Here is a 26,748-nt window from a genome sequence, read left to right on the forward strand (position 1 = left end):
ACCAGCCGCCAAGCCAGTTGCTAAAACCGCTGCTGCAAAACCGGCCGCCAAGCCAGCGGCTAAAACCGCTGCTGCCAAACCAGCCGCCAAACCAGCTGCCAAAACTACTGCTGCCAAACCAGCCGCCAAGCCAGCCGCTAAACCTGCTGCTGCAAAACCTGCCGCTGCCAAGCCAGCGGCTAAGCCGGCTGTCGCCAAGCCTGCTGCCGCAAAACCAGCACCGGCCAAGCCAGCAGCTCCAGCAGCCGCCACCGCTCCAACCGCACCGGCCAGCAGCACGTCTGCACCGGTAGCGCCAAGCACCACCCCAACCAGCGCTTCCTAAGCGCCGGTGGCCGCGACGCGCAGCTGCTGCAGCGCGTCGTGGTCAAGGTTGGCGGCTTCGGTCGCCAGGCCTTCCAGCCATTTCTGCTGAACCACGCCTTCTTCTTTCGGCCATGCCTGCGCCACGGCTTCCAGACGTGCCAGCAACGTTCGTTCGGCGTCCAGCTCCAGGGCTTTGACCCGCTCGCGCAACCCCGCCAACACCTCATCCTGCTGCGCCATGGCGCGCCATTGCCTGCGTACCTGCCGTAACGGTTCGACCACCTGCGCCTGCCAGGGCCCGGCGATCTGCGCCAGTGCCTGCATGCGTTCCGCTGTCGGCGCCACACCGCGCTGCTCCAGCCATGCGCCGCAGAGCAACAGGCACACATCTGCGCCGTGTTCCTGCAAACGCAGGCAAGCGACTTCGCACCCTGGACGGGCGTAAGTCGAGAGGGCAAAGCTCCACAGGTCAGCGTTCATATTCACACCCAAGCCAGCGGCCAACGAAGCTGGTAGACTCCGCCGCCATTATGATCCGACTTCAAAGCCTAACATTACAGCGTGGCCCGCAACGTCTTCTTGAAGACGCCGAGCTGACCCTGCACGCCGGTCACAAAGCCGGCCTGATCGGTGCCAACGGCGCCGGCAAATCCACGTTGTTCGCCCTGTTGCTGGGTGAGCTGACCCCGGATTCCGGGGACTGCTTGCTGCCGGCCGACTGGCGCATCGCCCATATGCGCCAGGAGATCGACACCCTGGACCGCATCGCGATCGACTACGTGCTCGATGGCGACCTGCGCCTGCGCCAGGTGCAACACGACCTGGCCGAGGCCGAGAAAGCCCAGGACGGCGCCGCCCAGGCCCGCCTGCACGCAGAACTCGACAGCGCCGACGGCTACACCGCCGACGCCCGCGCGCGCAAGATGCTCGCCGGCCTTGGGTTTACCAACGAGCAGATGGACCGCCCGGTCGCCGACTTCTCCGGTGGCTGGCGCATGCGCCTCAACCTGGCCCAGGCGCTGATGTGCCCGTCGGACCTGTTGCTGCTCGATGAACCGACCAACCACTTGGACCTCGATGCGATCCTGTGGCTGGAAGATTTCCTCAAAAGCTACCAGGGCACCTTGCTGCTGATTTCCCACGACCGGGATTTCCTCGACGCCGTGGTCGACAACATCGCCCACGTCGAACAGAAGAAAATCACCCTCTACCGTGGCGGCTACACCGCGTTCGAACGCGCCCGTGCCGAGCGCCTGGCCCAGCAGCAACAGGCCTTCGAGAAGCAGCAGGCGCAGCGTGCGCACATGGAAAGCTACATCGCCCGGTTCAAGGCCCAGGCCACCAAGGCCCGTCAGGCCCAGAGCCGGATCAAGGCGCTGGAGCGCATGGAAGAGCTGTCGGCGGCGCATGTCGATTCGCCGTTCGACTTTGTGTTCCGTGAGTCGGTGAAAATCTCCAGCCCATTGCTGGATCTGTCCGACGCCCGCCTGGGTTATGGCGACAAGACCATCCTGGAGAAGGTCAAGCTGCAGCTCACGCCGGGCGCGCGCATCGGTTTGCTCGGCCCTAACGGTGCGGGTAAATCGACGCTGATCAAGAACCTCTCCGGTGAACTTGAGCCGCTGTCCGGCCGCCTGACCCGTGGCGAGAACACCGTGGTGGGCTACTTCGCCCAGCACCAGTTGGACTCCCTCGACTCCAAGGCCAGCCCGCTGTTGCACCTGCAACGCCTGGCGCCGACCGAGCGCGAACAGACCCTGCGCGACTTCCTCGGTGGTTTCGACTTCCGTGGCGCGCGCATCGATGAGCCGGTGCTGAATTTCTCCGGCGGCGAAAAAGCCCGCCTGGCCCTGGCCCTGATCGCCTGGGACCGCCCGAACCTGTTGCTGCTCGACGAACCGACCAACCACCTGGACCTGGAAATGCGCCTGGCGCTGACCATGGCCCTGCAAGAGTTCAGCGGTGCGGTACTGGTGGTGTCTCACGATCGCCACCTGCTCAAGAGCACCACGGATAACTTCCTGCTGGTAGCCGACGGCAAAGTCGAAGAGTTCGACGGCGACCTGGACGACTACGCCCGCTGGCTGACCGATTACCGCTTGCGCAACGCGCCGGCCAGCAACACCCCGGTCAACCCGGACAAAACCGACAAGAAGGCCCAGCGCCAGGCCGCCGCCGCGCTGCGCCAGCAGTTGGCGCCGCACAAGCGTGAAGCCGACAAGCTCGAAGCCGAACTGGGCAAGGTGCATGAGCGCCTGGCCAAGATCGAAGCCAGCCTGGGCGACAGCGCCGTGTACGAAGCCGCACGCAAGGACGAGCTGCGCGACCTGCTGGCCGAACAGGCCAAGCTCAAGGTGCGCGAAGGGCAATTGGAGGAAACCTGGATGGAAGCCCTCGAATTGCTCGAAAGCCTGCAAGCGGAGCTGGAGGCGCTGTCCTGATGGAAGCGTTGCAACTGCCGATCCCTACGCAATGGGTCGAGCCCGTGTGGATCGGCGTGCAGATCCTGCTGATCCTGCTGGGCGGTTACCTCGCCCAGCGCTTCGTGGCCAAAGGCCTGACCCGCCTGGGCGAGCGTTACCCGTTCCCGCCACAACTGCTGATGCCCCTGCGCGGCGGCTTGCGCTGGCTGATCATGGGCAGTGCGCTGATCTTCGTGCTGGGCCGCCTGGGCGTGTCCGCCACGGTACTGTGGACCGCGCTGTCGGGGTTTGTGGCGGTGGCGGCGGTGGCGTTCTTCGCCATGTGGTCGGTACTGTCCAACCTGCTGTGCGCGATTCTGATCTTTACCGTCGGGCCGTTTCGTCTTGGGGACATCGTGGAGCTGGTGGATACCGTCGACAAACCGGGGGTAAAAGGCCGGGTCGTGGCGATCAACCTGCTGTACACCACGCTGATCGAAGTGGAAGCCGCCGGTACCGACAGCGCCATCGTGCAGGTGCCCAACAGCCTGTTCTTCCAGCGTTCGGTGCGGCGTTGGCCGGGTACACATGTGTTCCCGGGCGATCGCTAGGAAAAAATCGATAGCCAGCCTTTGCTCGGCGGAGTTAGCTTAAGGGCACAACGGCAAACTCCCCCTTGAGGTGTGCAATGGCACTGGATACGTGGCTGGCCTTTTTCGTGGCCAGTTGGATCATCTCCCTTTCCCCCGGCGCCGGCGCTATCGCGTCGATGTCCAGCGGCCTGCAATACGGTTTCCTGCGCGGTTACTGGAACGCCATTGGCCTGCAACTGGGCCTGGCGATGCAGATTGCCGTGGTGGCGGGCGGCCTGGGTGCCATTCTGGCGACGTCTTCTACGGCGTTTTATGCGATCAAATGGTTTGGCGTGGCGTACCTGGTGTATCTGGCCATCAAACAATGGCGCGCGTTGCCCATGGATATGAGCGATGACGCGGCCGTGCGCCCGATCGGCAAGCCGATGGCGATGATGTTCCGTGGCTTCCTGGTGAATGCCAGCAACCCCAAGGCCCTGGTGTTCATGCTCGCGGTGCTGCCGCAGTTCGTGAACCCGCAGGCGCCGCTGCTGATCCAGTACCTGATCCTCGGCGCGACCATGATCAGCGTGGATATGATCGTGATGGCGGGGTATACCGGGCTGGCGTCGAAGGTGCTGCGCCTGCTGCGCACGCCGAAGCAGCAGAAACGCATGAACCGTACGTTTGCGGGGTTGTTTGTGGGGGCTGCGGGCTTCCTCGCCAGCCTGCATCGCGCCACGGCGTAACGGGCGAAACTGGATCAAAAATGTGGGAGGGGGCTTGCCCCCGATTGCGGTGTATCAGCTGCACATATGCTGACTGACACACTGCCATCGGGAGCAAGCCCCCTCCCACATTGGTTTGTGTTGGTTGATCTGGCGAGTATCAGCGCAGGATTTTTGGCGCTTCATCCCGTGGCAGGTTGTTGCGCAGCGGGGGCTGGCCCGGCTCTTGGTAGCCGCCACCCAACTGCTCCGCCAGCTGCCTGGCCACATCTTCACCCAGCGCTTTCGACACTTCCTTCACCACCCGCGGCCTATTCAGGCTCACGCGGATGTCGCGGCTGTTCACCAGTTTGGTGTCCTGGCCTTCACCCATGGCGGTAAACGCCGAGGTGATCTCGTAAGTTCGCGTGTTGATCAGGCTGAAATCCGCCACCAGCGTCAGGCCCAGCACCGCCGAGTAGCTGTTGGTGTGGTCCAGCGCATTGATGTCCTGGGTGAAGTCGATGTCGGACAGCGTGCCGAACAGCACGTAGTCCGCACCCTTGAAGTTGCCGGCCTTGATGCGCTTGATAACGTCGTACACGTCACCCTTGGCATCGGCGGTGTAGGGCGTGCCCTGCACCAGCTGGAACTGGCGCGACTTGAGGATCTCGCCCTTGATATCGCCGCTGAATTTACGCAGCTCGGTCTGCTCGATATAGCTGGTACGGCTTTCGTACTCGCTGTAGTTCGAGGCGCCGCTGGCGTGGTAGGCGCTGGCCTGGAAGTTGTTGCTGGCCGAGACCTGGTGGATGTATTCCTCGACCCGCGCCTCGTAGGCCAGGTCGGTCACCGCGATCTTCGGTGCGGCCGAGGCGCCAAAGGCGCACAGCAGGCCGATCAAACCAATCCATGCACGCATCGTTTAGCGCTCCGTGGTCTTGCGGATTTCTTTTTCGTCCATCCATTCGGCCAGGCCGCTCTCGACGTCGATCAGCTGCAGGCTGAACTTGTAGAACACGTCTTTGTAGTCCGCGCTGCGCTTGACGATGGAGCTGATGGAGCCTTCCAGGCGGTACTTGGCGGCGACCATGTTGCCGGTCTTGCTCACCGTGGACTTCTTGTACAGGCCGCTCTGGTTCTGCAATTTCAGCTGGTCGACCTGGCTCTGCATGTCGGTGTTGTCGCTGGCGAAGCGCGCGGTTCCGGTCTTCATCAGCTGGGTCTTGATCGACGTGGTGATCTCGCGGGTGTCGATGTACTCGCTGGTCTTGTTCTTCACGTCGTACACCTGCACCACCGGGCGGCCTTGCAGGATGCCGGACTGGGCCAGGGAGCGGGTCATGCTTTCGGCGATCATCTGCAGGTCGGTGGAGCCGAACTCGTTGGTCACGGTTTCCACGGCCTTGGTGTCACCGTAGTTGATGTTCTTGCTGCCCAGTACCGGCGAGGTGTTGGCGCAACCGCTGGCCAGGACGGCGACCACGGCGAGAATCGAAAAGCGTGCAAACATGGGGAAATCTCTCAAAAAGGGTGTACGGCTCAAGGGGTTTTGACTTCAAGGCGGAAGTCCGCTGCCTGAGGCAGGTTGGCGATGGCCGGCAGGAAGGTCGCCTGGTTGGCGTACAGGTTCAGCACTTTCCAGGTGTCTTCATCGCCCACCGGGAAGCCGTCGGCACCCAGCCAGGCGAAGCGGTAATACATCACCTGGTTGCTGCTGGTGATGTTGCTCAACTGCACCTTGGCGGTGAGGAAGCCGTTCTCGCGTGCAACGCGGATGGCGCCGACGGCGATGCCCTTGAACTTGCCCATCACCACGATCTTGCTGGCGGCGCTGCCCGGCTCCGGTGGCGGCGGGGTGGCGCAGCCGGCGAGCAATACCAGCGCCAGGGCGCCGAGGATGAAATGACGCATAGCGTGCTCCTTAAGGTTGTTTGAGAGTGGCGATGGCCTGGGGCGGCGTGCTCGGTACCACATGGGCCGCGAGGCCGCCGGCGAACACCTGGTTGCCGACCACACGCAAGGTGATCACCTGGTAGCGCTGGTCGGCCTTGACCGTTACCAGCGTGCCGCCCAGGGCGTTGGGCAGGCTGACCTGGTGCTCGCCGTGCTTGAGGCGCAGGCGTGTCACTTGGGTCATGTCCGGCAGGGTGCGCCAGGTGCGGGTGTCGGCGCCTTCGACCACGGCCGAGGCGATCCCCAGTACCAGGCCCGCCATCGGGTTGGTCTTGTTCAGGTTGTTTTGCGTCACGCCACGGCTGACCGCACGCACGGTGGTGCGCAGGATGATGCCCGGCATGTCATCTCGCAGGGCGCGGCGCGACATGGCCGTGGTGCTGTTGAGGGCGGTGAGGTTCTGTTGCTGGCCGTCCACGCCGATCTGGGCGAAGGTGGCGGTGGAGGTGTCGGCCTTGATCACCGGGAACGACAACGGGGTGATCACCAGGTTGCCGTTGATCGGGATCGGCAGCGGCAGGCGGATCGAGTCGCGGGCCGGCGCCAGGCCGCTCTGCACCACGATCAGCACGTCGGTCTCGTCGGCGCCGACCTTGGCTTTGTCCAGGTTCAGCAGGGCCTGGTCCAGCAGCGGAGTGTTGGGGCGCAACTCGGCGGCCTTGCGGTAACCCGGTGCGGCCAGGTCCTTCTCGCCCAGGGCTTCGTAGACGAAGCCGGCCAGGTAATGGCTGAACGCACTCTGGTAGCTGTTTTTCAGGCCGACCACTTCCGGCGCGTCGAGGGCTTCCACCGGGTAGCCGCGCAGGTCTTTCATCTGGGTGGTGATGCCCTGGCGCTCGGCGTCGTCTTCGCGCTTGAGGTATTCCTTGTCGCGCAGGTCGGCGATCACGGCTTCGCGTTCGTGGGTCTTCTTGATTTCGGTGCGGGCGCCGTCGAAGTCGTTCAGGGCCAGCAGGTTCAGGGCCATCTGCGTGGTCAGCATGACTTTCTCGTAGTCATAGCCTTCGTAGCGCCGCACCTTGTCGTTGACCAGGAAGCTGCCGAACTGGGACAGGTACTTTTCGCTGTCGAACTTGACCGACTCTTCCCACTTGTAGACTTGCAGGTCGGCGCTGCGCCAGGCGGTCTGGCTGCCGGTGAGGTCGCCCTTGGCGCGCAGCAACTCACCCTTTTCGAAGAAATAGAGCAGGTCTTTGTCGTCGCCGGTGTTGTTCTTTTCCAGCAGGGTCAGGGCGCCGTCGACATTGCCGGTGGCCAGTTGCTGGTTGGTGGCTTGCAGCTCGGTGTCGTAGCTGCGGAACATCGAACAGCCGGAGAGCAAGGTGACCGCCGCGAGCGCGAACGGAGTCAAGGCGCGAAATGCCATGTAACTTCTTCCCTGAAAGTATTGTGGTGATTCCTCATAAAAACGAGGAATGAAATTCCCTTTCGCACTAACAGGGCGCGGCATTATAAGCGCGACTGCTGGCTAAACAATGGCTTTTTGCTGGGATGTGATCGACATTTATGCCATCACGTGACGCAAAAATGCCTCGCCCTTCAAAACGCCAAATCACTTACGCCTTGAGTCAAACCCCTTAACCCTTAACAATGTGTTACTTCGTATTTCCATTCGAGATTCATTCATGACTGCCCCCTTCCGTTTTCTCGCCTGGCTGCTGCTGCCGGCGTTGATGTCGTGCAGCGTCAACCTGTTGGCCGCAACCGCAGAGGGCGCCCCCCAAGCCCTGCATCTGCTGGACTACATTGGCGCTGACTACCCACCGACGGTGGAGGCGGGCAAGGTGGTGGATGATTCGGAATACCGCGAGCAAGTGGAGTTTCTCGGGGTGTTGCAAGGCTTGGTGGCGGATTTGCCCGAAAGGCCGGAACGCGCGGCGCTGGTCAAGGGCGTTGACGAACTGCTGGCGGCAGTAACCGCCCACCAGGACGGCGCTACAGTTGCCCGCCAGGCCCGCCAATTGGGTGCCCAACTGGCCGTGGCGTATGAAGTCAGCCAGGCCCCGGCGATTACCCCTGACCCCACGCGCGGCGCGCCGCTGTATGCCCAGCACTGCTCGGTGTGCCACGGCACGTCCGGCGCCGGTGATGGCCCGGCCAGCGTGGGCATGACGCCGCCGCCGGCCAACCTGCAGGACGCCGCGCGCCTGGATCGCCTGAGCCTCTACGCGATCTACAACACCCTGGGACTGGGCGTCGAAGGCACTGACATGCCGTCCTTCGCCGACCAGCTGGACGACCGCCAGCGCTGGGACCTGGCCACCTACATCGCCGGTTTCACCGCTGACCCGGCTGCGGCCAAGAGCGAGCAGCCTTTCAACCTCGCCGACCTGGCCCGCCAGACCCCCAATGAAGTGCTGGCTGCCAACGGCCCGGCGGCGGCTGCCACCTTCCGTGCCCAGCGGGCGCAGCCGCCGCAGGTCAAGCGTGGCCCGGCGCAGTTGCTTGATTACACCTCATCGACCCTGGACAAGAGCCTCGCGGCGTTCCGCAACGGTGACCACGAACAGGCCTACGACCTGTCGGTGGCCGCGTACCTGGAAGGCTTCGAGCTGGTGGAAAGCTCGCTGGACAACGTCGACGCCAACGTGCGCAAGGACACCGAGAAGGCCCTGATGGCTTATCGGCAATCATTGCAGGACGGCTTGCCGGTGGACCAGGTGCAGCAGCGCCTCGACGTGGCCAAGGGCAAGCTCACCGAATCCGCCGGCCTGCTGGGCAGCGATGGCCTGAGCTGGTCGTTGAGCTACATCTCCGGCCTGCTGATTTTGCTGCGTGAAGGCCTGGAAGCGATTCTGGTGCTGGCGGCGATCCTCGCGTTCCTGCGCAATACCGGCCAGCAGTCGGCGGTGCGCAGCGTCAACGTGGGCTGGGGCCTGGCGTTGCTGGCAGGCCTGGCCACCTGGGCGTTGGCGGCGTATGTGATTGACGTGAGCGGCGCCCAGCGTGAGTTGCTCGAAGGCTGCACGGCGCTGTTCGCCAGTGTGATGGTGTTGTGGCTCGGCGTGTGGATGCACGACCGGCGCCACGCGGCGGCGTGGCAGGACTACATCAAGAGCAGCCTGGTGGGCGGCGGCGGGCGGTTTGGTTTTGCGATGCTGGCGTTCTTCTCGGTGTACCGCGAGCTGTTCGAAGTGATCCTGTTCTACGAAACCCTGTGGCTGCAAGCCGGCCCGGCCGGGCACAACGCCGTGCTGGCCGGTGGCGCCACGGCGCTGGTGCTGCTGGTGGGCCTGGCCTGGGTGATCCTGCGCGGCTCGGCGAAGTTGCCGCTGGCGCTGTTCTTCGGCATCAACGCGGCGCTGCTGTGCGCGTTGTCGGTGGTGTTTGCCGGGCACGGGGTCAAGGCGTTGCAGGAAGCCGGCATCTTCGGCACCCGGCCGGTGGCGTTCTTTGACTTCGACTGGCTGGGCATTCACGCCGATGCGTACTCGTTGAGCGCGCAGGCCTTGGCGATCCTGGCGATTGTGGTGCTGTATGGTCGCAGCCGCTTGGCTGAGAAACGCCGGGCTTGAACATGTGGGAGTGGGCTTGCCCCCTCCCACATTGGTTACCCTGTTGTGTCATTGATGTATGAGGAATTCCGATGCGCGTGTGGATCGATGCCGACGCCTGCCCGCGGGCGGCCAAGGACCAGGTGGTCAAGTTCGCCCTCAAGCGCCAGTTCGAAGTGGTGCTGGTGGCCGGGCAGAGCCAGATCAAGCCGAGCTTCGCCTGTGTGAAGCTGATCGTGGTACCCAGCGGCCCGGATGCGGCGGATGATTACCTGGTGGAACACGCGGTTCCCGGCGAACTGGTGATTTGCAGCGATGTGCCCCTGGCCGACCGGTTGGTGAAGAAGGGCGTCACGGCCCTCGACCCGCGCGGCAAGGAGTTCAGCCCGGCCAACATGAGCGAGCGGCTGGCGGTGCGCAACCTGTTCACCGACCTGCGCGAGCAAGGCCAGATGGGCGGCGGCCCACCGCCTCATAGCGAGAAGGACAAGCAGGCGTTTGCCAATGCGCTGGACCGCATCCTGACCAAACTGATGCGCTCGGCTTAATCGTTCTCGTGGGTCAGCTCCAACACCCGGTCCACCAGCTTGTTGATGCCTGACGCAACCTCGCTGATGTTCTTGCCCAGCATGTAGGCCGGTGTACTCACCAGCTTGCGGGCCTTGTCCTCGACAATGTCTTCCACCGCACACTCCTGGTGGTCGGCGCCCATCTTGTCCAGCGCGGCGGCAGTGTCGGGACAGTTACCGATGGTGCAGGTCACCCCCGGGCCGTAGATTTTTGCGGCCAGGGCCGGCGAAATGCAGATCAGCCCCACCGGCTTGCCCGCTTCGGCAAAGGCTTCGGCCAGCTCCAGCACCTGTGGGTTGACGCTGCACCCCGCGCCCTCGACGGCAAAGTTCGAGAGGTTCTTCGCCGCGCCAAACCCGCCGGGCACGATCAGCGCGTCGAAGTCCTCGGCGTTGGCCTCGCGAATATCCTTCACCTCGCCCCGGGCAATGCGCGCCGATTCCACCAGCACGTTGCGCGACTCCGGCATCTCTTCGCCGGTGAGGTGGTTGATCACATGCAATTGCGCAACATTGGGGGCAAAACACTGGACCTGAGCGCCGCGCTGGTCCAGGCGCAGCAGGGTGATCACGCTTTCGTGGATTTCTGCGCCGTCGTACACGCCGCAGCCGGAAAGGATCACTGCAATCTTTTTGCTCATGGGCATTTCTCCTGGGGTCTTGGCGTTAAATGTCTACTAATTTGTCACCTGTTGCCAATGGGGTCGGGCGCCGCTACACCTAATCTAGATGTAACAAAAATAGACCGGACTAGCCCATGGACTTCGTGCCTTACGCGGTACCGTTTTTCATCGCCTTGATCGTGGCGGAACTGCTTGCCGACCGCTGGCGTGGGCAGCGCAACTACCGAGTGGCAGATGCCATCAACAGCCTCAGCACCGGCGTGCTGTCCACCACCACGGGCCTGCTGACCAAGGGCGTGGGGCTGCTGACCTACGCGTTCGCGCTCAAGCACCTGGCCGTTGTCGACCTGCCGTCTGAGAGCGTCTGGACCTGGGTCTTCGCCTTTGTCTTCTACGACTTCTGCTACTACTGGCTGCACCGCATGGGGCATGAGCGCAATATCCTCTGGGCCGCACACTCGGTGCATCACCAGAGCGAGGACTACAACCTCAGCACCGCCCTGCGCCAGACCAGCACGGGCTTTCTGCTGAGCTGGATCTTCTACCTGCCGCTGGCCGTGCTCGGTGTGCCGCTGGTGGTGTTTATCAGCGTGGCCTCGCTCAACCTGCTGTACCAGTTCTGGGTGCACACGCGCCACGTGCCCAAGCTCGGCTGGTTCGAGTGGTTCTTCGTCACGCCATCCAATCATCGGGCCCACCATGCACAGAACGCTCTCTACATGGATCGCAACTACGGCGGGGTGTTCATTATTTGGGACCGGCTGTTCGGCAGCTTTCAGGAAGAAGACGACAACGAACCGGTGATCTTTGGCGTGACCACACCCCTGGCCAGCTGGAATCCGCTGTGGGCCAACCTGCAGTTTTATGCGCAGCTGTGGAGTGATGCGCGGCGCACCGAGCGCTGGTGGGACAAGCTGCGCATCTGGTTCATGCGCACCGGCTGGCGCCCGGCGGACGTGGCGGCCAAATACCCGCAGGCCAAGCCCGACCTGAGCCAGTTCCGCAAATTCGAGGTGCCGCTGGACGTGCGCCAGCAAATCTACATCGCCCTGCAATTTGCGGCGTATGTGGGTTTTGGCAGTTATCTGATGAATTTCGGTGAGGGCTTGCCCACCCAGGCTCTGGTCCTGGGCTGGAGCACGATGGCGCTGGGCTTGTTTACGTTGGGCGTGGCCCTGGAAAATCGCCCGTGGGCGTTCAAGGCCGAGCTGCTGCGCCTGGCGCTGAATGTGCCGTTGGTGTGGCTGGCGCCGCTGGTCGGGCTATGGCCGGCCAGCCACCTCGGCTGGCTGGGCCTGGCGAGTTACAGCCTGCTCAGCCTGATCGGCCTCTACTGCTGTAGAAGCCGGCTTACTCGACTGGCGTCTTAGGCGGTTCGACCGGCGCCGGCTCGGCGGCGAGCCGGGCCTTGGCGTCGGCGCAGGCCTGACGGGCGATGCGCGCGTTCTTGAAGCGGCGGCGCAGCCACAGGCCAAAGCCCAGCAGCAGCAAGGCGCCCAGCACCCACAGCTCATACTTCTTGACGCTGCCCAGCATGCCTTCCAGCACTGCGCCGAAGTGGTAAGCCGCAGCGCCCAGGGCGGCGGCCCAAATCGCGGCGCCGATCCCGTTGAGGATCAGGTAGCGCAGCGGCGGGTAGCCGGACAGGCCAATCGCCACGGGCATCACCGTGCGCAATCCGTAGACGAAGCGGAAGCTCAGCACCCAGATATCCGGATGCTTGCGGATATGCTCCAGGGCTTTGTCCCCCATCAATTGCCAACGCGGCTTGCGCGCCAACAATTTGCGGCCGTGCTTGCGCCCCATGTAATACCAAAGCTGGTCGCCGGCGTAGCTGCCAAAAAAGGCAACGACCACCACCAGGTTGATATCCATGTATCCACGGAACGCCAGGAAGCCTGCGAGAACCAGAATGGTTTCGCCTTCGAAGAAGGTGCCTAGGAAGAGGGCAAAGTAGCCGAAGTCATGCAGAAATTGTTGAAGCATGGTCTGGGTGCTGGCGAAATGAACGCGCAGCCTACGCCTTCACGAAGATTCATGAAAGTATCGAGATGTGTCACGAAGTGAACAATTCCTACGTAAATGGCGAATGTGACTACAGGTCGCGTCGATAAGCACAACTGTCATTCATTCGTCATAATGGCCGCTTATAACTGCAACGCTCGCCCGTAAACGCGGGCTCTGGAGTCTGTCGTGAGCTTTACCCCCGCCAATCGCCTGTTCCCAGCCACCCGTTTGCGTCGCAATCGTCGTGATGATTTTTCTCGCCGCCTGGTGCGTGAAAACGTGCTGACGACGAATGATCTGATCCTGCCGGTGTTTGTGCTGCACGGTGAAAATCGCCGGGAAGCGGTGGCGTCGATGCCGGGTGTGGAGCGCTTGACCATCGATTTGCTGCTTGAAGAGGCGGCGAACTGGGTTGAGCTGGGGATTCCGGCGCTGGCGTTGTTCCCCGTCACGCCGTCTGAACTCAAGTCCCTGGATGCCGCGCAAGCCTGGAACCCGGACGGGATTGCCCAGCGCGCCACCCGCGCCCTGCGCGAGCGTTTCCCGGAGCTGGGGGTGATCACCGACGTGGCGTTGGACCCGTTCACCACCCACGGCCAGGATGGCATTCTCGACGAACACGGCTATGTTCAGAACGACATTACCGTCGACGCGCTGGTCAAGCAGGCCTTGTCCCACGCGGCGGCGGGTGCCCAGGTGGTTGCACCGTCGGACATGATGGACGGACGCATCCAGGCGATTCGCGAAGCCCTGGAACTGGCAGGCCACGTCAACGTGCGGATCATGGCCTATTCGGCCAAGTACGCCAGCGCCTACTACGGCCCGTTCCGCGATGCGGTGGGCTCGGCGCTTAACCTGGGCAAGGCCAACAAGGCCTCCTACCAGATGGACCCGGCCAACAGCCACGAAGCCCTGCACGAAGTGGCGGCTGACCTGGCCGAAGGCGCCGATATGGTGATGGTCAAGCCGGGGATGCCGTACCTCGACATCCTTTATCGGGTCAAAGAAGAATTCAAGGTGCCGACCTTTGTCTATCAGGTCAGTGGCGAATACGCCATGCACATGGCTGCAATACAGAATGGCTGGTTGAGTGAAGGGGTGATCCTGGAATCCCTCACAGCCTTTAAACGCGCTGGGGCTGATGGCATCCTGACCTATTTCGCCGTCCGCGCCGCCCAATTGCTTAGAGAGCAACAATAGCCCTCACAGGAACAGTCGATGAATACCGAAGGACTCTCAGAAGTTGCCGTGAAAGACGCTCACGCGGTGGTTGAACAAGTCACCGAAACCCCGCCGGAGCACGAGCCCGCCGCACCTGTCGTGGTGGCCGAGCCGCCCGTGCCGGCGCCGGTGGTCATGGTGACCAACCTGGATGACAGCAGCCTGTACATCCACCGCGAGCTGTCACAACTGCAATTCAACATCCGCGTGCTGGAACAGGCGCTGGATGAGTCCTACCCGCTGCTGGAGCGGCTGAAATTCCTGCTGATCTTCTCCAGCAACCTGGACGAGTTCTTCGAAATCCGCGTGGCGGGCCTCAAGAAGCAGATCACCTTCGCCCGTGAACAAGCCGGCGCCGACGGCCTGCAGCCGCACCAGGCGCTGGCGCGCATCAGCGAGCTGGTGCACGGCCATGTGGATCGCCAGTACGCGATCCTCAACGACATTCTGCTGCCGGAGCTGGAAAAACATCAGGTCCGCTTTATCCGTCGCCGTCACTGGACCACCAAGATCAAGACCTGGGTGCGCCGTTACTTCCGTGACGAGATCGCGCCGATCATCACCCCGATCGGCCTCGACCCAACGCACCCGTTCCCGTTGCTGGTGAACAAGAGCCTCAACTTTATCGTCGAGCTGGAGGGTATCGACGCCTTTGGCCGCGATTCCGGCCTGGCGATCATCCCCGCGCCGCGCTTGTTGCCACGGATCATCAAGGTACCGGAGGAGGTGGGGGGCGCTGGCGACAACTATGTATTCCTTTCGTCGATGATCCACGCCCACGCCGATGACCTGTTCCAGGGCATGAAGGTCAAGGGCTGCTACCAGTTCCGCCTGACCCGTAACGCCGACCTGGCGCTGGACTCCGAAGACGTCGAAGACTTGGCCCGTGCCCTGCGCGGCGAGCTGTTCTCGCGGCGCTACGGCGATGCGGTGCGCCTGGAAGTCGCCGACACCTGCCCCAAACACCTGTCGGACTACCTGCTCAAGCAGTTCAACCTGGGCGAGACCGAGCTGTATCAGGTCAACGGCCCGGTGAACCTGACGCGCCTGTTCAGCATCACCGGCCTGGACAGTCATCCGGAGCTGCAATACACGCCGTTCACGCCGCAGATCCCGAAACTGCTGCAAAACAGCGAAAACATTTTCAGCGTGGTGAGCAAGCAGGACATCCTGTTGCTGCATCCGTTCGAGTCCTTCACCCCGGTGGTCGATCTGCTGCGCCAGGCCGCCAAGGACCCGCATGTACTGGCCGTGCGCCAGACCCTGTACCGTTCCGGCGCCAACTCCGAGATTGTCGACGCGCTGGTCGACGCCGCGCGTAACGGCAAGGAAGTCACCGCGGTGATCGAGCTGCGTGCGCGCTTTGACGAAGAGTCCAACCTGCAACTGGCCAGCCGTCTGCAGGCTGCGGGTGCGGTGGTGATCTACGGCGTGGTGGGATTCAAGACCCACGCCAAGATGATGCTGATCCTGCGTCGCGAAGCCGGTGAGATCGTGCGCTACGCCCACTTGGGCACCGGCAACTACCACGCTGGCAACGCCAAGCTCTACACCGACTACAGCCTGCTGACCTCCGACGACGCCTTGTGTGAAGACGTCGGCAAGCTGTTCAGTCAGTTGATCGGCATGGGCAAGACCCTGCGCATGAAGAAGCTGCTGCACGCGCCGTTCACGCTCAAGAAGGGCATGCTCGACATGATTGCCCGCGAAACCCAGTTCGCCCTCGACGGCAAGCCGGCGCACATCATTGCCAAGTTCAACTCGCTGACCGATCCGAAGATCATCCGCGCGCTGTACAAGGCCAGCCAGTCCGGCGTGCGTATCGACCTGGTGGTGCGCGGCATGTGCTGCCTGCGTCCGGGCATTGTCGGCGTGTCGCATAACATCCACGTACGCTCGATCATCGGCCGCTTCCTGGAGCACACGCGGGTGTTCTACTTCCTCAACGGCGGCGAGGAGCAGATGTTCCTCTCCAGTGCCGACTGGATGGAGCGCAACCTCGACAAGCGCGTGGAGACCTGCTTCCCGGTGGAAGGCAAGAAGCTGATCATGCGGGTCAAGAAGGAGCTGGAAAGCTACCTCACCGACAACACCCACAGCTGGAGCTTGCAATCGGACGGCCGCTACGTGCGCAACACGCCAACCGGCAACCAGAACCCGCGCAGCGCGCAGGCGACGTTGTTGGAGAAGCTGGGTAGCCCGATTTTGACGGTGAACTAACAGGCAATAAGGTCTGAAAATGTGGGAGGGGCGGTGCGACGATTCGACTTGCCCCCGATAGCGGAGTGTCAGTACCAGATTCATTGGCTGACACACTGCCATCGGGGGCAAGTCGAATCGTCGCACCGCCCCTCCCACATTTATTTTGTGGTGTTCTTTAGCGCAGGTTCAGGCTGAAGCCTACCCGTGTCAGCCATTCGGCTTCCTGGGCGAAGTCCGCCTGGGTCAGTTGGTTCTCATCCAGCCAGCCTTTGGGGAACACCACATCCAGGCTGTCGCCATTGGCGCGCAGGGTCACCTGGGGCATTTCCTGGGTGCCACGGATGTGGTGGAACAGGATCGCAAAGCGCAGCAGCGCGCACAGGCGAATCAGCTTGATGCCTTCGTCACCGAACTCGGCGAACTTGTCCTTGGGGATGTTGCGGCGATGGCCGCGCACCAGCAGGGCGAGCATCTGTTGGTCTTCGCGGGAGAAACCGGCGAGGTCCGAGTGCTCGATCAGGTAGGCACCGTGCTTGTGGTAATGGTAGTGGGCGATATCCAGGCCCACTTCATGCACCTTGGCGGCCCAGCCGAGCAGTTCGCGCCAGACGCCGTCTTCCAGGTCCCAGTCTTCGGCCACTTGGTCGAAGGCGTGCAGGGCCTTGCGTTCCACCCGTGCCGCCTGTTCCAGGTCGACGTGATAGCGCTCCATCAGCGAGGTGAGGGTGCGCTCACGCACGTCTTCGTGGTGATGGCGGCCCAGCAGGTCGTAGAGCACGCCTTCGCGCAGGGCGCCGTCACAGTGGTCCATGCGTTGCAATTCGAGGGCGTCGAAGATCGCCTCCAGGATTGCCAGGCCGGCCGGGAAGATGGCGCGGCGGTCGGGCTTGATGCCGTCGAAGTCGATTTTTTCTGCATCGCCCAGCTTGAACAGCTTGCGCTTGAGCCAAGCCAGGCCTTCGGCGTTGACCTCGCCGGTGCCATGGCCGCCGGCCTTGAGGGCCAGGCCGATGGCGCGGATGGTGCCCGAGGAGCCGATGGCTTCATCCCAGGTGAGGCGGTGCAGGGCGTGTTCGATGCTCATGATTTCCAGCCGCGCCGCCGTGTAGGCCTGGGCATAGCGCGCCGGGGTGATCTTGCCGTCCTTGAAATAGCGTTGGGTAAAGCTGACGCAGCCCATCTGCAGGCTTTCGCGCAACAGTGGCTCGAAGCGTTGCCCGATGATGAACTCGGTACTGCCGCCGCCGATGTCCGCCACCAGGCGTTTGCCGGGGGTGTCGGCGAGGGTGTGGGATACGCCCAGGTAGATCAGGCGCGCTTCTTCACGGCCGGAGATGACTTCTACCGGGTGCCCGAGGATCTCCTCGGCGCGGCGGATGAATTCGCCACGGTTGCGTGCTTCACGCAGGGCGTTGGTGCCGACGATGCGCACCGCGCCCAGGGGCATGCCGTTGATCAGTTGGGCAAAACGCTTGAGGCAATCGAGCCCTCGTTGCATGGATTCTTCATTGAGCTGGCGCTCGTCGTTGATCCCGGCAGCCAGTTGCACTTTTTCGCCGAGCCGCTCGAGGATGCGGATTTCGCCGTTCTGGGCCTTGGCCACGACCATGTGAAAGCTGTTGGAGCCCAGGTCGATGGCGGCGATCAGGGACAGATTCTTGGCTTGGGATTGCGGCATGGTTTGGGGGTCTCGGTCGATAACCTTGTCATCGTGCCACGATCGACCGCTGACGCCAACGCGTTGTGCTTGAGTAAATGCCGCACCTGGCTCGCGCGGCAGTGTGTGCGCACGCCGCCGGTCAGCCCGGCTGTTCCACCGAGCCAATGAAGTTGGCGAATTCAGGCGTCCTGGGGTTGGCGAACAGCTCCTTGGGGTCGCCGACTTCATGCACCTTGCCCTGGTGCATGAACACCAGCTTGTCGCCGACTTCCCGGGCGAAGCGCATTTCGTGGGTCACCATGATCAGGGTCATGCCGTCCTTGGCCAGCTGGCGCACCACGCTGAGCACTTCGTTGACCAGTTCCGGGTCGAGGGCCGAGGTGATTTCATCGCACAGCAGCACCTTGGGCGACATGGCCAGGGCGCGGGCGATGGCGACGCGTTGCTGCTGGCCGCCGGACAGGCGATCGGGGAACGCATCGAATTTCTCGCCCAGCCCGACACGCTCCAGCATCTGCCTGGCCAGTTGGGCCGCTTTTGCCTTGGGCACTTTCTGCACCACTTGCGGTGCGAGCATCACGTTTTCGCCCACCGTCAGGTGCGGGAACAGGTTGAACTGCTGGAACACCATGCCGACTTTCTGCCGCAGGCTGCGCAGGTCGGCGCGGGCGGCGTCGAGGTATTCACCATCGACTTCGATCACGCCGTCGTTGATGGATTCCAGGCCATTGAGGGTACGCAGCAAGGTGGACTTGCCGGAGCCGCTGCGGCCGACAATCGCCACCACCTGGCCTTCTTCGACGCTGAGGTCGATGCCTTTGAGTACGTGGTGATCGCCGTAATACTTATGCAGGGCGGAAATTCTAAGCAGAGGCATGCAGTCTCCTTTCCAGGTAGCGCGCACTGAGGGACAAGGGGTAGCAGAGCAGGAAGTAACCGAGGGCCACCAGGCCGTAGACCATGAAGGGCTCGAAGGTGGCGTTGGCGAGCATGCCGCCGGTCTTGGTCAGTTCGGTGAAGCCGATGATCGAGGTCACGGCGGTGCCTTTGACCACCTGCACCGAGAACCCCACGGTGGGCGCCACGGCAATCCGCAGCGCCTGGGGCAGGATCACGTAGCGCAGTTGTTCAAGCGGGTTCAACGCCAGGCTGGCCGAGGCTTCCCATTGCCCGTGGGCGATGGAGTCGACGCAACCGCGCCAGATTTCGGCGAGGTAGGCGCTGGTAAACAGGGTCAAGGCAATCGCTGCCGCCAGCCAGGGCGAGATATCCACCCCCAGCAGGGCGACGCCGAAAAACACCAGGAACAGCTGCATCAGCAGCGGCGTGCCCTGGAACAGTTCGATATAAGTGCGCGCGACATTGCGCGGGAAGGCTTTGCTGCTGATGCGCATCGTCATCACCAGTAAGCCGATCACGCCGCCGCCGATAAACGCCACCAGCGACAGCAGCAGGGTCCATTGCAGACCCGTGAGCAGGTTGCGCACGATGTCCCAGAACGAAAAATCACTCATCGGCTGTTCCTCATCACAAACCGGCGGCCGATCCAGTTGAGCAACTGGCGAATCATCAACGCCATGCACAGGTACACCAGGGTGGTCAGGGCATAGGTTTCAAACGCGCGGAAGTTGCGCGACTGGATAAAGTTGGCGGCAAAGCTCAGCTCTTCAGTGGCGATCTGCGAGCACACCGCCGAGCCGAGCATCACGATGATGATCTGGCTGCTCAGGGCCGGCCACACCTTGCCCAGCGCCGGCAGCAGCACCACATGGCGGAACGCCTCGAAGCGCGTCATTGCCAGCGCGGCGGCTGCTTCCAGTTGCCCGCGCGGGATGGCCTGGATGCCGGCGCGGATGATTTCGGTGGAGTAGGCCCCCAGGTTGATCACCATCGCCAGCACGGCGGCTTGCCACTCGGTGATCTTCAGCCCCAGGGAAGGCAGGCCGAAGAATATAAAGAACAACTGCACCAGGAACGGCGTATTGCGGATCAACTCGACATACACCCCGAAAAACCAGGCGAACGGCTGGATCTTCCACGCTCGCACCACGGCGCCGACGGTGCCCAAGGCCACGCCGAGGATCGCGCCGATGGCCGTCAGCTCAAGGGTGAACAGCGCGCCGCGCAACAGCAAGTCGGTATTGGCCAGCACCGGCACAAAGTCGAATTGATAGGCCATCAGTCAGCTCCGTGTTACAGGTCAGCAGGCAAAGGTTCTTTCAGCCATTGCATGGCGTTCTTTTCCAGGCTGCCGTCAGCCTTGGCAGCGACCAGGATCTGGTTGACCTTCTCCAGCAACGCCGGCTCGTTCTTGTTAACGCCCACGTACACCGGCGAATCCTTGAGCTTCACTTTCAGTGCCGGCACGCGTTTCGGGTTGCGCTCGCTGATCGCGACCATTACCACGTTGCCGCTGGCGATCAGGTCGACCTGGCCGGCCAGGTAGGCGGCGATGGTCGAGTTGTTGTCTTCGAAGCGTTTGATGGTGGCCTCTTTGGGCGCCACGGCGGTCAGCTCGATGTCTTCGATGGCGCCACGAGTCACGCTGATGGTCTTGCCCTTGAGGTCGTCGGTGCTGCTGATGGCGGCGTCAGGAGGGCCGAACACGGCGAGGTAAAAGGGCGCGTAGGCCTTGGAGAAGTCGATGACTTTTTCACGCTCCGGGTTCTTGCCCAGGCTGGAAATCACCAGGTCGACCTTGCCGGTGGTGAGGAACGGGATACGGTTGGTGCTGTTGACCGGGGTAAGCTCCAGTTTGACCTTGAGCTGGTCGGCCAGCAGCTTGGCGGTGTCGATGTCGAGGCCGCGTGGCTTCATGTCGGGGCCGACCGAGCCGAACGGCGGGAAGTCCTGGGGCACGGCGACCTTGAGGGTGCCACGGGCGACGATGTCGTCCAGACCGTTGGCCTGGGCGGGTGCCTGGCTCAGCATCAGGCTGGCAAACAGGGCAGTAAGCAGGGCGCTGTAGCGCTTGGTCATGGCAACTCTCCGAGAAGGGCGAAGGAATTTTCTGACTTTGCTCAGTGCACAGCCCATGCCATCCCTGCACGAATGGCCTGGAGCCTAGGTGTTTGTTGAGTTGAAGTGGTCTTACTGGTCTGAACAGTGCCGAGGGTTTTCGCACCCTTTTCGAGCGTCGTTAAAAGCGCGCGAGCCCCTTTGGGGCGTGGCTTGCCGCCGGCCGTGAATAGCTTTACAACTAGCCGCTCAGTTGTCTGGAACCTTGAGTTATTTATGAATTCCATCGCCCAAGCCGTACCGGAAGCGGCCCTGCAGGCCATCCGCAAACTGATCAAGGAGCAAGGCTTCGGGCCGGGCGATGCGCTGCCGTCCCAGCGCGACCTGGCGGTGCAGTTGGGCGTGAGCCGGGCGTCGCTGCGCGAGGCGTTATCGTCCCTCAGTGCCTTGGGTGTGGTCAGCGTGCAGCCGGGCAAGGGCGTGTTCGTGCAAGCGGCAGAGGAAGCGCCGGGATTTGCCTGGCCGTTTGCCGCGCAGGCCACGCCGCTGGATATCTTCCAACTGCGCTACGCCCTCGAAGGGTTTGCGGCGGGGTTGGCGGCGGTGACGTTGAGCATCGATGAGCTGGACCATCTGGAAGACAATGTCGAGGCGATGCGCAAGGTGCTCAAGGCCGGTGACTTCGAGGCCGCCGCGCGGCTGGACTTCGAATTCCACCAGCGCATCCTGCTGGCCAGCGGTAACCAGGCGATGGTGAGCATCCTGAGTGCCAGCGCCGAGGTATTCCTGGAGAGCCAGAAACTACCGTTCATCCGGCCGGAACGGGCCATGGAAACCTGGCAGGAACACCGCAAGATCCTCCGCGCCCTGGCCCGGCGGGCCAGCGCGGCGGCGCAGAAAACCATGCAGGAACACGTACGCAATGCGGCGCTGCGCACGGGCATTGCCTTCGTGACTCCCGTGGCGCCGTGAGTTGAGCTATACCCAAACTCATGCACCACCATAGCAAGACTCAATCAGAGGCGGCTTCCTGAACGGGGGAAGGGCGGCTATGATGGGCCACGTTTTTTTTGCTTACAATCCGGAGACATCCATGAGCAACGATCTTATCAAGCACGTCACCGACGCGACCTTTGAGGCCGAAGTACTCAAGGCTCAAGGCCCGGTGCTGGTTGACTACTGGGCTGAATGGTGTGGCCCTTGCAAAATGATCGCGCCTGTTCTGGACGACATTGCAACCACTTACGACGGCAAGCTGACCATTGCCAAGCTGAACATCGACGAAAATCAGGAAACCCCGGCCAAGCACGGCGTGCGCGGTATCCCGACGCTGATGCTGTTCAAGAACGGCAACGTCGAGGCCACCAAGGTTGGCGCGCTGTCGAAGTCCCAGCTGCAAGCTTTCCTCGACGCGAACATCTAAGCGTCGTCAAAAAAAGCCCCGCAAATAGCGGGGCTTTTTCGTGAAACAGGGCTAGACGCTCCGAAACTCAGGTGGTACATTCGGCCCCGCACTGGTTTCTCCACTGCCCCCTGCAAGCCGTCGCCGACGCATTCCTTTTCGATTAGTACGCGATCCTGTCGCCTTCTCTGCGGCGCGGCCTCATTAAGCCAAAAGCTTAATTTCCCCCCTCCATAAATGATTACGTCATTCCTATATGAATCTGACTGAACTCAAGCAAAAGCCGATTACCGACCTGCTCCAACTGGCCGAAGAAATGGGCATAGAAAATATGGCCCGTTCGCGCAAGCAGGACGTGATTTTCTCCCTGCTCAAAAAGCACGCGAAAAGCGGCGAGGAAATCTCCGGTGATGGCGTGCTGGAGATTCTCCAGGACGGCTTCGGCTTCCTCCGCTCCGCAGACGCCTCCTATCTCGCCGGCCCAGACGATATCTACGTCTCGCCGAGCCAGATCCGTCGCTTCAACTTGCGCACCGGTGACACCATCGTTGGCAAGATCCGCCCTCCGAAGGAAGGCGAGCGTTATTTCGCCCTGCTCAAGGTCGACACGATCAACTTCGATCGTCCCGAGAACGCGAAAAACAAGATTCTCTTCGAGAACCTGACCCCGCTGTTCCCGACCGTGCGCATGAAGATGGAAGCCGGCAACGGTTCCACCGAAGACTTGACCGGTCGTGTCATCGACCTGTGCGCCCCGATCGGCAAGGGCCAGCGTGGCCTGATCGTCGCACCGCCGAAAGCCGGTAAGACCATCATGCTGCAGAACATCGCAGCCAACATCGCGCGTAACAATCCTGAAGTTCACCTGATCGTATTGCTGATCGATGAGCGTCCGGAAGAAGTAACCGAAATGCAGCGCACCGTGCGCGGCGAAGTGGTTGCCTCCACGTTCGATGAGCCGCCGACCCGCCACGTGCAGGTTGCCGAAATGGTGATCGAGAAGGCCAAGCGCCTGGTCGAACACAAGAAAGACGTGGTGATCCTGCTCGACTCCATCACCCGTCTGGCCCGTGCCTACAACACCGTGATCCCGAGCTCCGGCAAGGTACTCACCGGTGGTGTCGATGCCCACGCCCTGGAGAAACCAAAGCGTTTCTTCGGCGCCGCGCGGAACATCGAAGAAGGCGGCTCGCTGACCATTATCGCCACCGCGCTGGTTGAAACCGGCTCGAAGATGGACGAAGTGATCTACGAAGAGTTCAAGGGTACCGGCAACATGGAACTGCCTTTGGACCGTCGTATCGCTGAAAAGCGTGTGTTCCCGGCCATCAACATCAACCGCTCCGGCACCCGCCGCGAAGAGTTGCTGACTGCCGACGACGAGCTGCAGCGCATGTGGATCCTGCGCAAGCTGCTGCACCCGATGGACGAAGTAGCCGCCATCGAGTTCCTGATCGACAAGCTGAAAACCACCAAGACCAACGACGAGTTCTTCCTGTCGATGAAGCGCAAGTAACACGCCGCTTCAGGTCCGAAAAAATGGCGCCCTCACGGGCGCCATTTTTTTTCGCCTGCTTTTTAAGTGCCAATGGCAGCCAAATGCACCGCGATAAGCTGCCAGCCAGCGCCAGAGCAGGTAGGATGTACGCCTATTTTACGGGTGGCATGGTTAATGAAATTCAAGGATCTTCGGGATTTCGTGCAGCAACTTGAGCAGCGCGGAGAGTTGAAACGTATCCAGATGCCGATTTCCCCGGTGCTGGAAATGACTGAGATTTGCGACCGTACCCTGCGCAACAAGGGCCCGGCGCTGCTGTTCGAGAAGCCGACCGGCTTTGATATCCCGGTGCTCGGCAACCTGTTCGGCACCCCCGAGCGCGTAGCGTTTGGCATGGGCGCCGAGTCGGTCAGCGAGCTGCGCGAGATCGGCAAGCTGCTGGCCTTCCTCAAAGAGCCCGAGCCGCCCAAGGGCCTCAAGGATGCCTGGTCGAAGCTGCCGATCTTCCGCAAGATCATCGCCATGGCCCCCAAAGTGGTCAAGGACGCGGTGTGCCAGGAAGTGGTCATCGAAGGCGATGACGTCGACCTGGCCATGCTCCCGGTACAGACCTGCTGGCCCGGCGACGTCGGCCCGCTGATTACCTGGGGCCTGACCGTCACCAAAGGCCCGAACAAGGACCGCCAGAACCTCGGCATCTACCGCCAGCAAGTGATCGGCCGCAACAAGGTGATCATGCGCTGGCTGAGCCACCGTGGCGGTGCGCTGGATTTCCGTGAGTGGTGCGAAAAATACCCCGGCCAGCCGTTCCCGGTCTCTGTGGCCCTGGGCGCCGACCCGGCCACCATCCTCGGCGCCGTTACCCCAGTGCCGGACAGCCTCTCCGAATACGCGTTCGCCGGCCTGCTGCGTGGCAATCGCACCGAGCTGGTGAAGTGCCGTGGCAATGACCTGCAAGTGCCGGCCACCGCGGAAATCATCCTCGAAGGCGTGATTCACCCCGGCGAGATGGCCGATGAAGGCCCTTACGGCGACCACACTGGCTATTACAACGAAGTCGACAGCTTCCCGGTGTTCACCGTCGAGCGCATTACCCACCGGATCAAGCCGATCTACCACAGCACCTACACCGGCCGTCCGCCGGATGAGCCCGCCATTCTCGGCGTGGCGCTCAACGAAGTGTTCGTGCCGATCCTGCAGAAGCAGTTCCCGGAGATCACCGACTTCTACCTGCCGCCGGAAGGCTGCTCGTACCGTATGGCCATCGTGACCATGAAGAAGTCGTACCCGGGCCACGCCAAGCGGGTAATGCTCGGTGTGTGGTCGTTTTTGCGACAGTTCATGTACACCAAGTTCGTTATTGTCACCGACGACGACATCAACGCCCGGGACTGGAACGACGTGATCTGGGCCATCACCACGCGCATGGACCCCAAGCGCGACACGGTGATGATCGACAACACGCCGATCGACTATCTCGACTTCGCCTCGCCGGTGTCGGGCCTGGGTTCGAAGATGGGCCTGGATGCCACCCACAAATGGCCGGGTGAAACCACCCGTGAGTGGGGCCGGGTAATCGTCAAGGACGAAGCCGTGACGGCGCGTGTCGATGCGATCTGGAAAGAATTGGGAATAGATTGATGCGTGTAACCCTGCAACCTTCCGGCGCCATCTTGGAGCTGGTCCCCGGCGAGCGAATCCTCGAAGGTGCGCGCCGCCTGGGCTACGAATGCCCCCAGGCGTGCCGCAATGGCGTGTGCCATGTGTGTGCTGCGCTGCTGGTGGAAGGCCGGGTGCAGCAAGCCGGAGAGGTGCGCGACCACGGTGAGTTCTACACCTGCATCGCCGAGCCGCTGGAAGATTGCATCGTGTTATGGGATGGCGTGCTGGCGCCGGGAGAGTTGCCGTTGCGCAAGTTGTCGTGCCAATTGAGTGAGTGTGTGGACGTCGGTGGCGATGTGTGGCGCGTGCGCCTGCGAGCCCCGGCCGGCAAGGCCGCGCGTTACCACGCCGGGCAATACTTGATGATCGAGCGGGAGAGCGGCGAGAAGTCCGCGTTTTCCCTGGCCTCGGCGCCCCACGCCGGGCGCGAGCTGGAACTGCACGTGCTGGCCCGCGAAGACAGCGCGCGCAGCCTGCTGGAGCAACTGCAGCGCAACCAGATGGCGCGTGTGGAGCTGCCCTTTGGCGACACCCACCTGGCCGAGTTGCCGGACGGCCCGCTGGTGTTGATCGCCGCCGGCACCGGCATGGCGCAGATGCACAGCCTGATCGAGCACTGCCGCGCGTCTGGCTTCAAGCACCCGGTGCACCTGTACTGGGGCGTGCGTCGCCCGGAAGACTTCTACGAAATCGAGCACTGGGACCAGTGGCAGCAACTGCCTAACCTGTTCCTGCATAAAGTCGTCAGCGACTTGTGCGGTTGGGAGGGACGCTGCGGGTTACTGCATGAAGCCGTGTGCGAGGACATCAGCGACCTCAAGGCCGTGCATGTCTACGCCAGCGGCTCACCGGCGATGATCTACGGCACGCTGGATGCGCTGGTCGACGCCGGCATGGATGCGCACCAGATGCGTGCCGACGTATTCGCCTACGCACCACGTCCCTAAAGCGATCGAACTGTGGGAGGGGGCAAGCCCCCTCCCACATTGGATTGCGCTCACTTAAAAGCGTACACCGGTAGTCACCATCGCCGCATTGAACCCCAGCAGCACCAGCTCCGCCGCCACCGGCCCGTAATGGATGCCCACGGACGGAATGATCACTGGCGCTACGCCATAACGGTTGAGTGGGATCTTGTCGCGGTACTTGCCGCGATACCCCTGGATCACCCCGCCTGTCAGCTTCACATACACCGGATAATCCGCCAGGTCATAGCGCTTGCCGGCATAGGCGTAATACGAGCGCTGGCTGAATGAGTTGCGAAACGTCGCCCCGCCATACACCAGGCCTGACGCCTCATTGCGCTCCAGGCCGATCAAGTCCTGGTTGTTGTTGTGCTTGGGGTCGGGTGCGAAGTGTCGGGTGTAGACGCTGGTCTGCGCGTACCAGAAACCTTTGTCGTCATCGGCAGCCGGTGTTTCGCCGGCCAGGGCGGTGGTGGCCTGCGCCAGGAACAGCAGGCCGGGCAGTCGACATTTCTTCATGGGTGCGACCTCGATAGTCGTTTTG

The 26,748-nt window shown here is 62.4% G+C and carries 27 protein-coding genes; 14 read left to right on the forward strand and 13 right to left on the reverse strand.

Annotated features, from left to right (window positions below):
- Positions 1-325, forward strand: a 325-nt coding sequence (locus AC0IYH_RS09885; RefSeq protein WP_471834081.1) for a hypothetical protein, incomplete at its 5' end; no start/stop codon positions are given.
- Here AC0IYH_RS09885 and AC0IYH_RS09890 read toward each other — a convergent pair.
- Positions 322-786: a TIGR02444 family protein gene (locus AC0IYH_RS09890; RefSeq protein WP_116626949.1), complete on the reverse strand. Its 465-nt coding sequence runs from the start codon at positions 784-786 to the stop codon at positions 322-324. The genes AC0IYH_RS09885 and AC0IYH_RS09890 overlap by 4 nt on opposite strands.
- Before the next feature lie 50 nt (positions 787-836).
- Here AC0IYH_RS09890 and AC0IYH_RS09895 point away from each other — a divergent pair, with 50 nt between their 5' ends.
- From AC0IYH_RS09895 to AC0IYH_RS09905, 3 genes are all read left to right on the forward strand, one after another.
- Positions 837-2,747 carry an ATP-binding cassette domain-containing protein gene (locus AC0IYH_RS09895; RefSeq protein WP_116626948.1) on the forward strand — a complete coding sequence of 637 codons (1,911 nt, stop codon included), beginning with the start codon at positions 837-839 and terminating at the stop codon, positions 2,745-2,747.
- A complete protein-coding gene (locus AC0IYH_RS09900) occupies positions 2,747-3,319 on the forward strand; it encodes a mechanosensitive ion channel family protein (RefSeq protein ID WP_101273541.1) in 573 nt (190 codons plus the stop codon). The genes AC0IYH_RS09895 and AC0IYH_RS09900 overlap by 1 nt, the downstream gene beginning before the upstream one ends.
- Positions 3,320-3,396: 77 nt before the next feature.
- Positions 3,397-4,029: a LysE family transporter gene (locus AC0IYH_RS09905; RefSeq protein WP_116626947.1), complete on the forward strand. Its 633-nt coding sequence runs from the start codon at positions 3,397-3,399 to the stop codon at positions 4,027-4,029.
- 139 nt (positions 4,030-4,168) lie between these two features.
- Here AC0IYH_RS09905 and AC0IYH_RS09910 read toward each other — a convergent pair whose 3' ends face one another.
- The 4 genes from AC0IYH_RS09910 to AC0IYH_RS09925 are packed head-to-tail and all read right to left on the reverse strand — an operon-like array spanning position 4,169 to position 7,309.
- Positions 4,169-4,909 (reverse strand): penicillin-binding protein activator LpoB, encoded by a 741-nt coding sequence (locus AC0IYH_RS09910; RefSeq protein ID WP_122774546.1) that lies wholly within the window; start codon positions 4,907-4,909, stop codon positions 4,169-4,171.
- 3 nt (positions 4,910-4,912) lie between these two features.
- Positions 4,913-5,500, reverse strand: a complete 588-nt coding sequence (gene lpoB / locus AC0IYH_RS09915; protein ID WP_116626945.1) for a penicillin-binding protein activator LpoB — start codon at positions 5,498-5,500, stop codon at positions 4,913-4,915.
- A 29-nt stretch (positions 5,501-5,529) separates the two neighbouring features.
- Positions 5,530-5,901, reverse strand: a complete 372-nt coding sequence (locus AC0IYH_RS09920) for a YcfL family putative periplasmic lipoprotein (RefSeq protein WP_116626944.1) — start codon at positions 5,899-5,901, stop codon at positions 5,530-5,532.
- A 10-nt stretch (positions 5,902-5,911) separates the two neighbouring features.
- Positions 5,912-7,309: a COG3014 family protein gene (locus AC0IYH_RS09925; RefSeq protein WP_116626943.1), complete on the reverse strand. Its 1,398-nt coding sequence runs from the start codon at positions 7,307-7,309 to the stop codon at positions 5,912-5,914.
- Between the two features lie 259 nt (positions 7,310-7,568).
- Between AC0IYH_RS09925 and AC0IYH_RS09930 the strand changes: the two genes are divergently transcribed.
- On the forward strand, positions 7,569-9,458 hold the full coding sequence (locus AC0IYH_RS09930; protein WP_471834085.1) for an FTR1 family protein: 1,890 nt from the start codon (positions 7,569-7,571) through the stop codon (positions 9,456-9,458).
- A 71-nt stretch (positions 9,459-9,529) separates the two neighbouring features.
- Complete coding sequence (locus AC0IYH_RS09935; RefSeq protein ID WP_116626941.1) at positions 9,530-9,985, forward strand: YaiI/YqxD family protein; 456 nt, start codon at positions 9,530-9,532, stop codon at positions 9,983-9,985.
- Here AC0IYH_RS09935 and elbB read toward each other — a convergent pair.
- Positions 9,982-10,647: an isoprenoid biosynthesis glyoxalase ElbB gene (elbB, locus tag AC0IYH_RS09940; protein ID WP_471834087.1), complete on the reverse strand. Its 666-nt coding sequence runs from the start codon at positions 10,645-10,647 to the stop codon at positions 9,982-9,984. The two genes, AC0IYH_RS09935 and elbB, sit on opposite strands and share 4 nt — an antisense overlap.
- A gap of 116 nt (positions 10,648-10,763) precedes the next feature.
- Between elbB and AC0IYH_RS09945 the strand changes: the two genes are divergently transcribed.
- Positions 10,764-11,999: a sterol desaturase family protein gene (locus AC0IYH_RS09945; RefSeq protein WP_471834089.1), complete on the forward strand. Its 1,236-nt coding sequence runs from the start codon at positions 10,764-10,766 to the stop codon at positions 11,997-11,999.
- Here the strand turns inward: AC0IYH_RS09945 and AC0IYH_RS09950 are convergent.
- Positions 11,980-12,615 carry a DedA family protein gene (locus tag AC0IYH_RS09950; RefSeq protein WP_116626938.1) on the reverse strand — a complete coding sequence of 212 codons (636 nt, stop codon included), beginning with the start codon at positions 12,613-12,615 and terminating at the stop codon, positions 11,980-11,982. The two genes, AC0IYH_RS09945 and AC0IYH_RS09950, sit on opposite strands and share 20 nt — an antisense overlap.
- A gap of 207 nt (positions 12,616-12,822) precedes the next feature.
- On the opposite strand from AC0IYH_RS09950, the gene hemB reads away from it, so the two are divergent.
- Together hemB and ppk1 are read left to right on the forward strand one after the other, a co-directional pair.
- Positions 12,823-13,836, forward strand: a complete 1,014-nt coding sequence (gene hemB / locus AC0IYH_RS09955; protein WP_471834091.1) for a porphobilinogen synthase — start codon at positions 12,823-12,825, stop codon at positions 13,834-13,836.
- Positions 13,837-13,854: 18 nt separating this feature from the next.
- On the forward strand, positions 13,855-16,077 hold the full coding sequence (gene ppk1, locus AC0IYH_RS09960) for a polyphosphate kinase 1 (RefSeq protein ID WP_116626936.1): 2,223 nt from the start codon (positions 13,855-13,857) through the stop codon (positions 16,075-16,077).
- A 157-nt stretch (positions 16,078-16,234) separates the two neighbouring features.
- Here ppk1 and ppx read toward each other — a convergent pair whose 3' ends face one another.
- From ppx to AC0IYH_RS09985, 5 genes are all read right to left on the reverse strand, one after another.
- On the reverse strand, positions 16,235-17,737 hold the full coding sequence (ppx, locus tag AC0IYH_RS09965) for an exopolyphosphatase (RefSeq protein ID WP_116626935.1): 1,503 nt from the start codon (positions 17,735-17,737) through the stop codon (positions 16,235-16,237).
- Positions 17,738-17,858: 121 nt separating this feature from the next.
- Positions 17,859-18,596, reverse strand: coding sequence for an amino acid ABC transporter ATP-binding protein (locus AC0IYH_RS09970; RefSeq protein ID WP_116626934.1), 738 nt, complete (start codon positions 18,594-18,596; stop codon positions 17,859-17,861).
- Positions 18,583-19,233, reverse strand: a complete 651-nt coding sequence (locus AC0IYH_RS09975; protein WP_116626933.1) for an amino acid ABC transporter permease — start codon at positions 19,231-19,233, stop codon at positions 18,583-18,585. The genes AC0IYH_RS09970 and AC0IYH_RS09975 overlap by 14 nt, the downstream gene beginning before the upstream one ends.
- Complete coding sequence (locus AC0IYH_RS09980) at positions 19,230-19,898, reverse strand: amino acid ABC transporter permease (RefSeq protein WP_017736949.1); 669 nt, start codon at positions 19,896-19,898, stop codon at positions 19,230-19,232. The genes AC0IYH_RS09975 and AC0IYH_RS09980 overlap by 4 nt, the downstream gene beginning before the upstream one ends.
- Positions 19,899-19,912: 14 nt before the next feature.
- Positions 19,913-20,698 carry a transporter substrate-binding domain-containing protein gene (locus AC0IYH_RS09985; RefSeq protein ID WP_017530859.1) on the reverse strand — a complete coding sequence of 262 codons (786 nt, stop codon included), beginning with the start codon at positions 20,696-20,698 and terminating at the stop codon, positions 19,913-19,915.
- A gap of 255 nt (positions 20,699-20,953) precedes the next feature.
- Between AC0IYH_RS09985 and AC0IYH_RS09990 the strand changes: the two genes are divergently transcribed.
- The 5 genes from AC0IYH_RS09990 (at position 20,954) to AC0IYH_RS10010 (ending at position 26,186) form a co-directional block, all read left to right on the forward strand.
- Entirely contained in the window at positions 20,954-21,649 is a 696-nt protein-coding gene (locus tag AC0IYH_RS09990) for an FCD domain-containing protein (RefSeq protein WP_122774553.1), read from the forward strand.
- Between the two features lie 121 nt (positions 21,650-21,770).
- Positions 21,771-22,100, forward strand: coding sequence for a thioredoxin TrxA (trxA, locus tag AC0IYH_RS09995; protein ID WP_116626931.1), 330 nt, complete (start codon positions 21,771-21,773; stop codon positions 22,098-22,100).
- A gap of 235 nt (positions 22,101-22,335) precedes the next feature.
- On the forward strand, positions 22,336-23,595 hold the full coding sequence (gene rho, locus AC0IYH_RS10000; protein ID WP_003176825.1) for a transcription termination factor Rho: 1,260 nt from the start codon (positions 22,336-22,338) through the stop codon (positions 23,593-23,595).
- Between the two features lie 156 nt (positions 23,596-23,751).
- Entirely contained in the window at positions 23,752-25,218 is a 1,467-nt protein-coding gene (gene ubiD, locus AC0IYH_RS10005; RefSeq protein ID WP_471834096.1) for a 4-hydroxy-3-polyprenylbenzoate decarboxylase, read from the forward strand.
- Complete coding sequence (locus tag AC0IYH_RS10010) at positions 25,218-26,186, forward strand: CDP-6-deoxy-delta-3,4-glucoseen reductase (protein WP_471834098.1); 969 nt, start codon at positions 25,218-25,220, stop codon at positions 26,184-26,186. Before ubiD ends, AC0IYH_RS10010 begins: the two co-directional genes overlap by 1 nt.
- 54 nt (positions 26,187-26,240) lie before the next feature.
- Here the strand turns inward: AC0IYH_RS10010 and AC0IYH_RS10015 are convergent, their stop codons facing one another.
- Positions 26,241-26,723 carry a sn-glycerol-3-phosphate transporter gene (locus AC0IYH_RS10015; RefSeq protein ID WP_116626928.1) on the reverse strand — a complete coding sequence of 161 codons (483 nt, stop codon included), beginning with the start codon at positions 26,721-26,723 and terminating at the stop codon, positions 26,241-26,243.
- Positions 26,724-26,748 lie beyond the last annotated feature (25 nt).

The organism is Pseudomonas sp. AC463 (assembly GCF_979253585.1).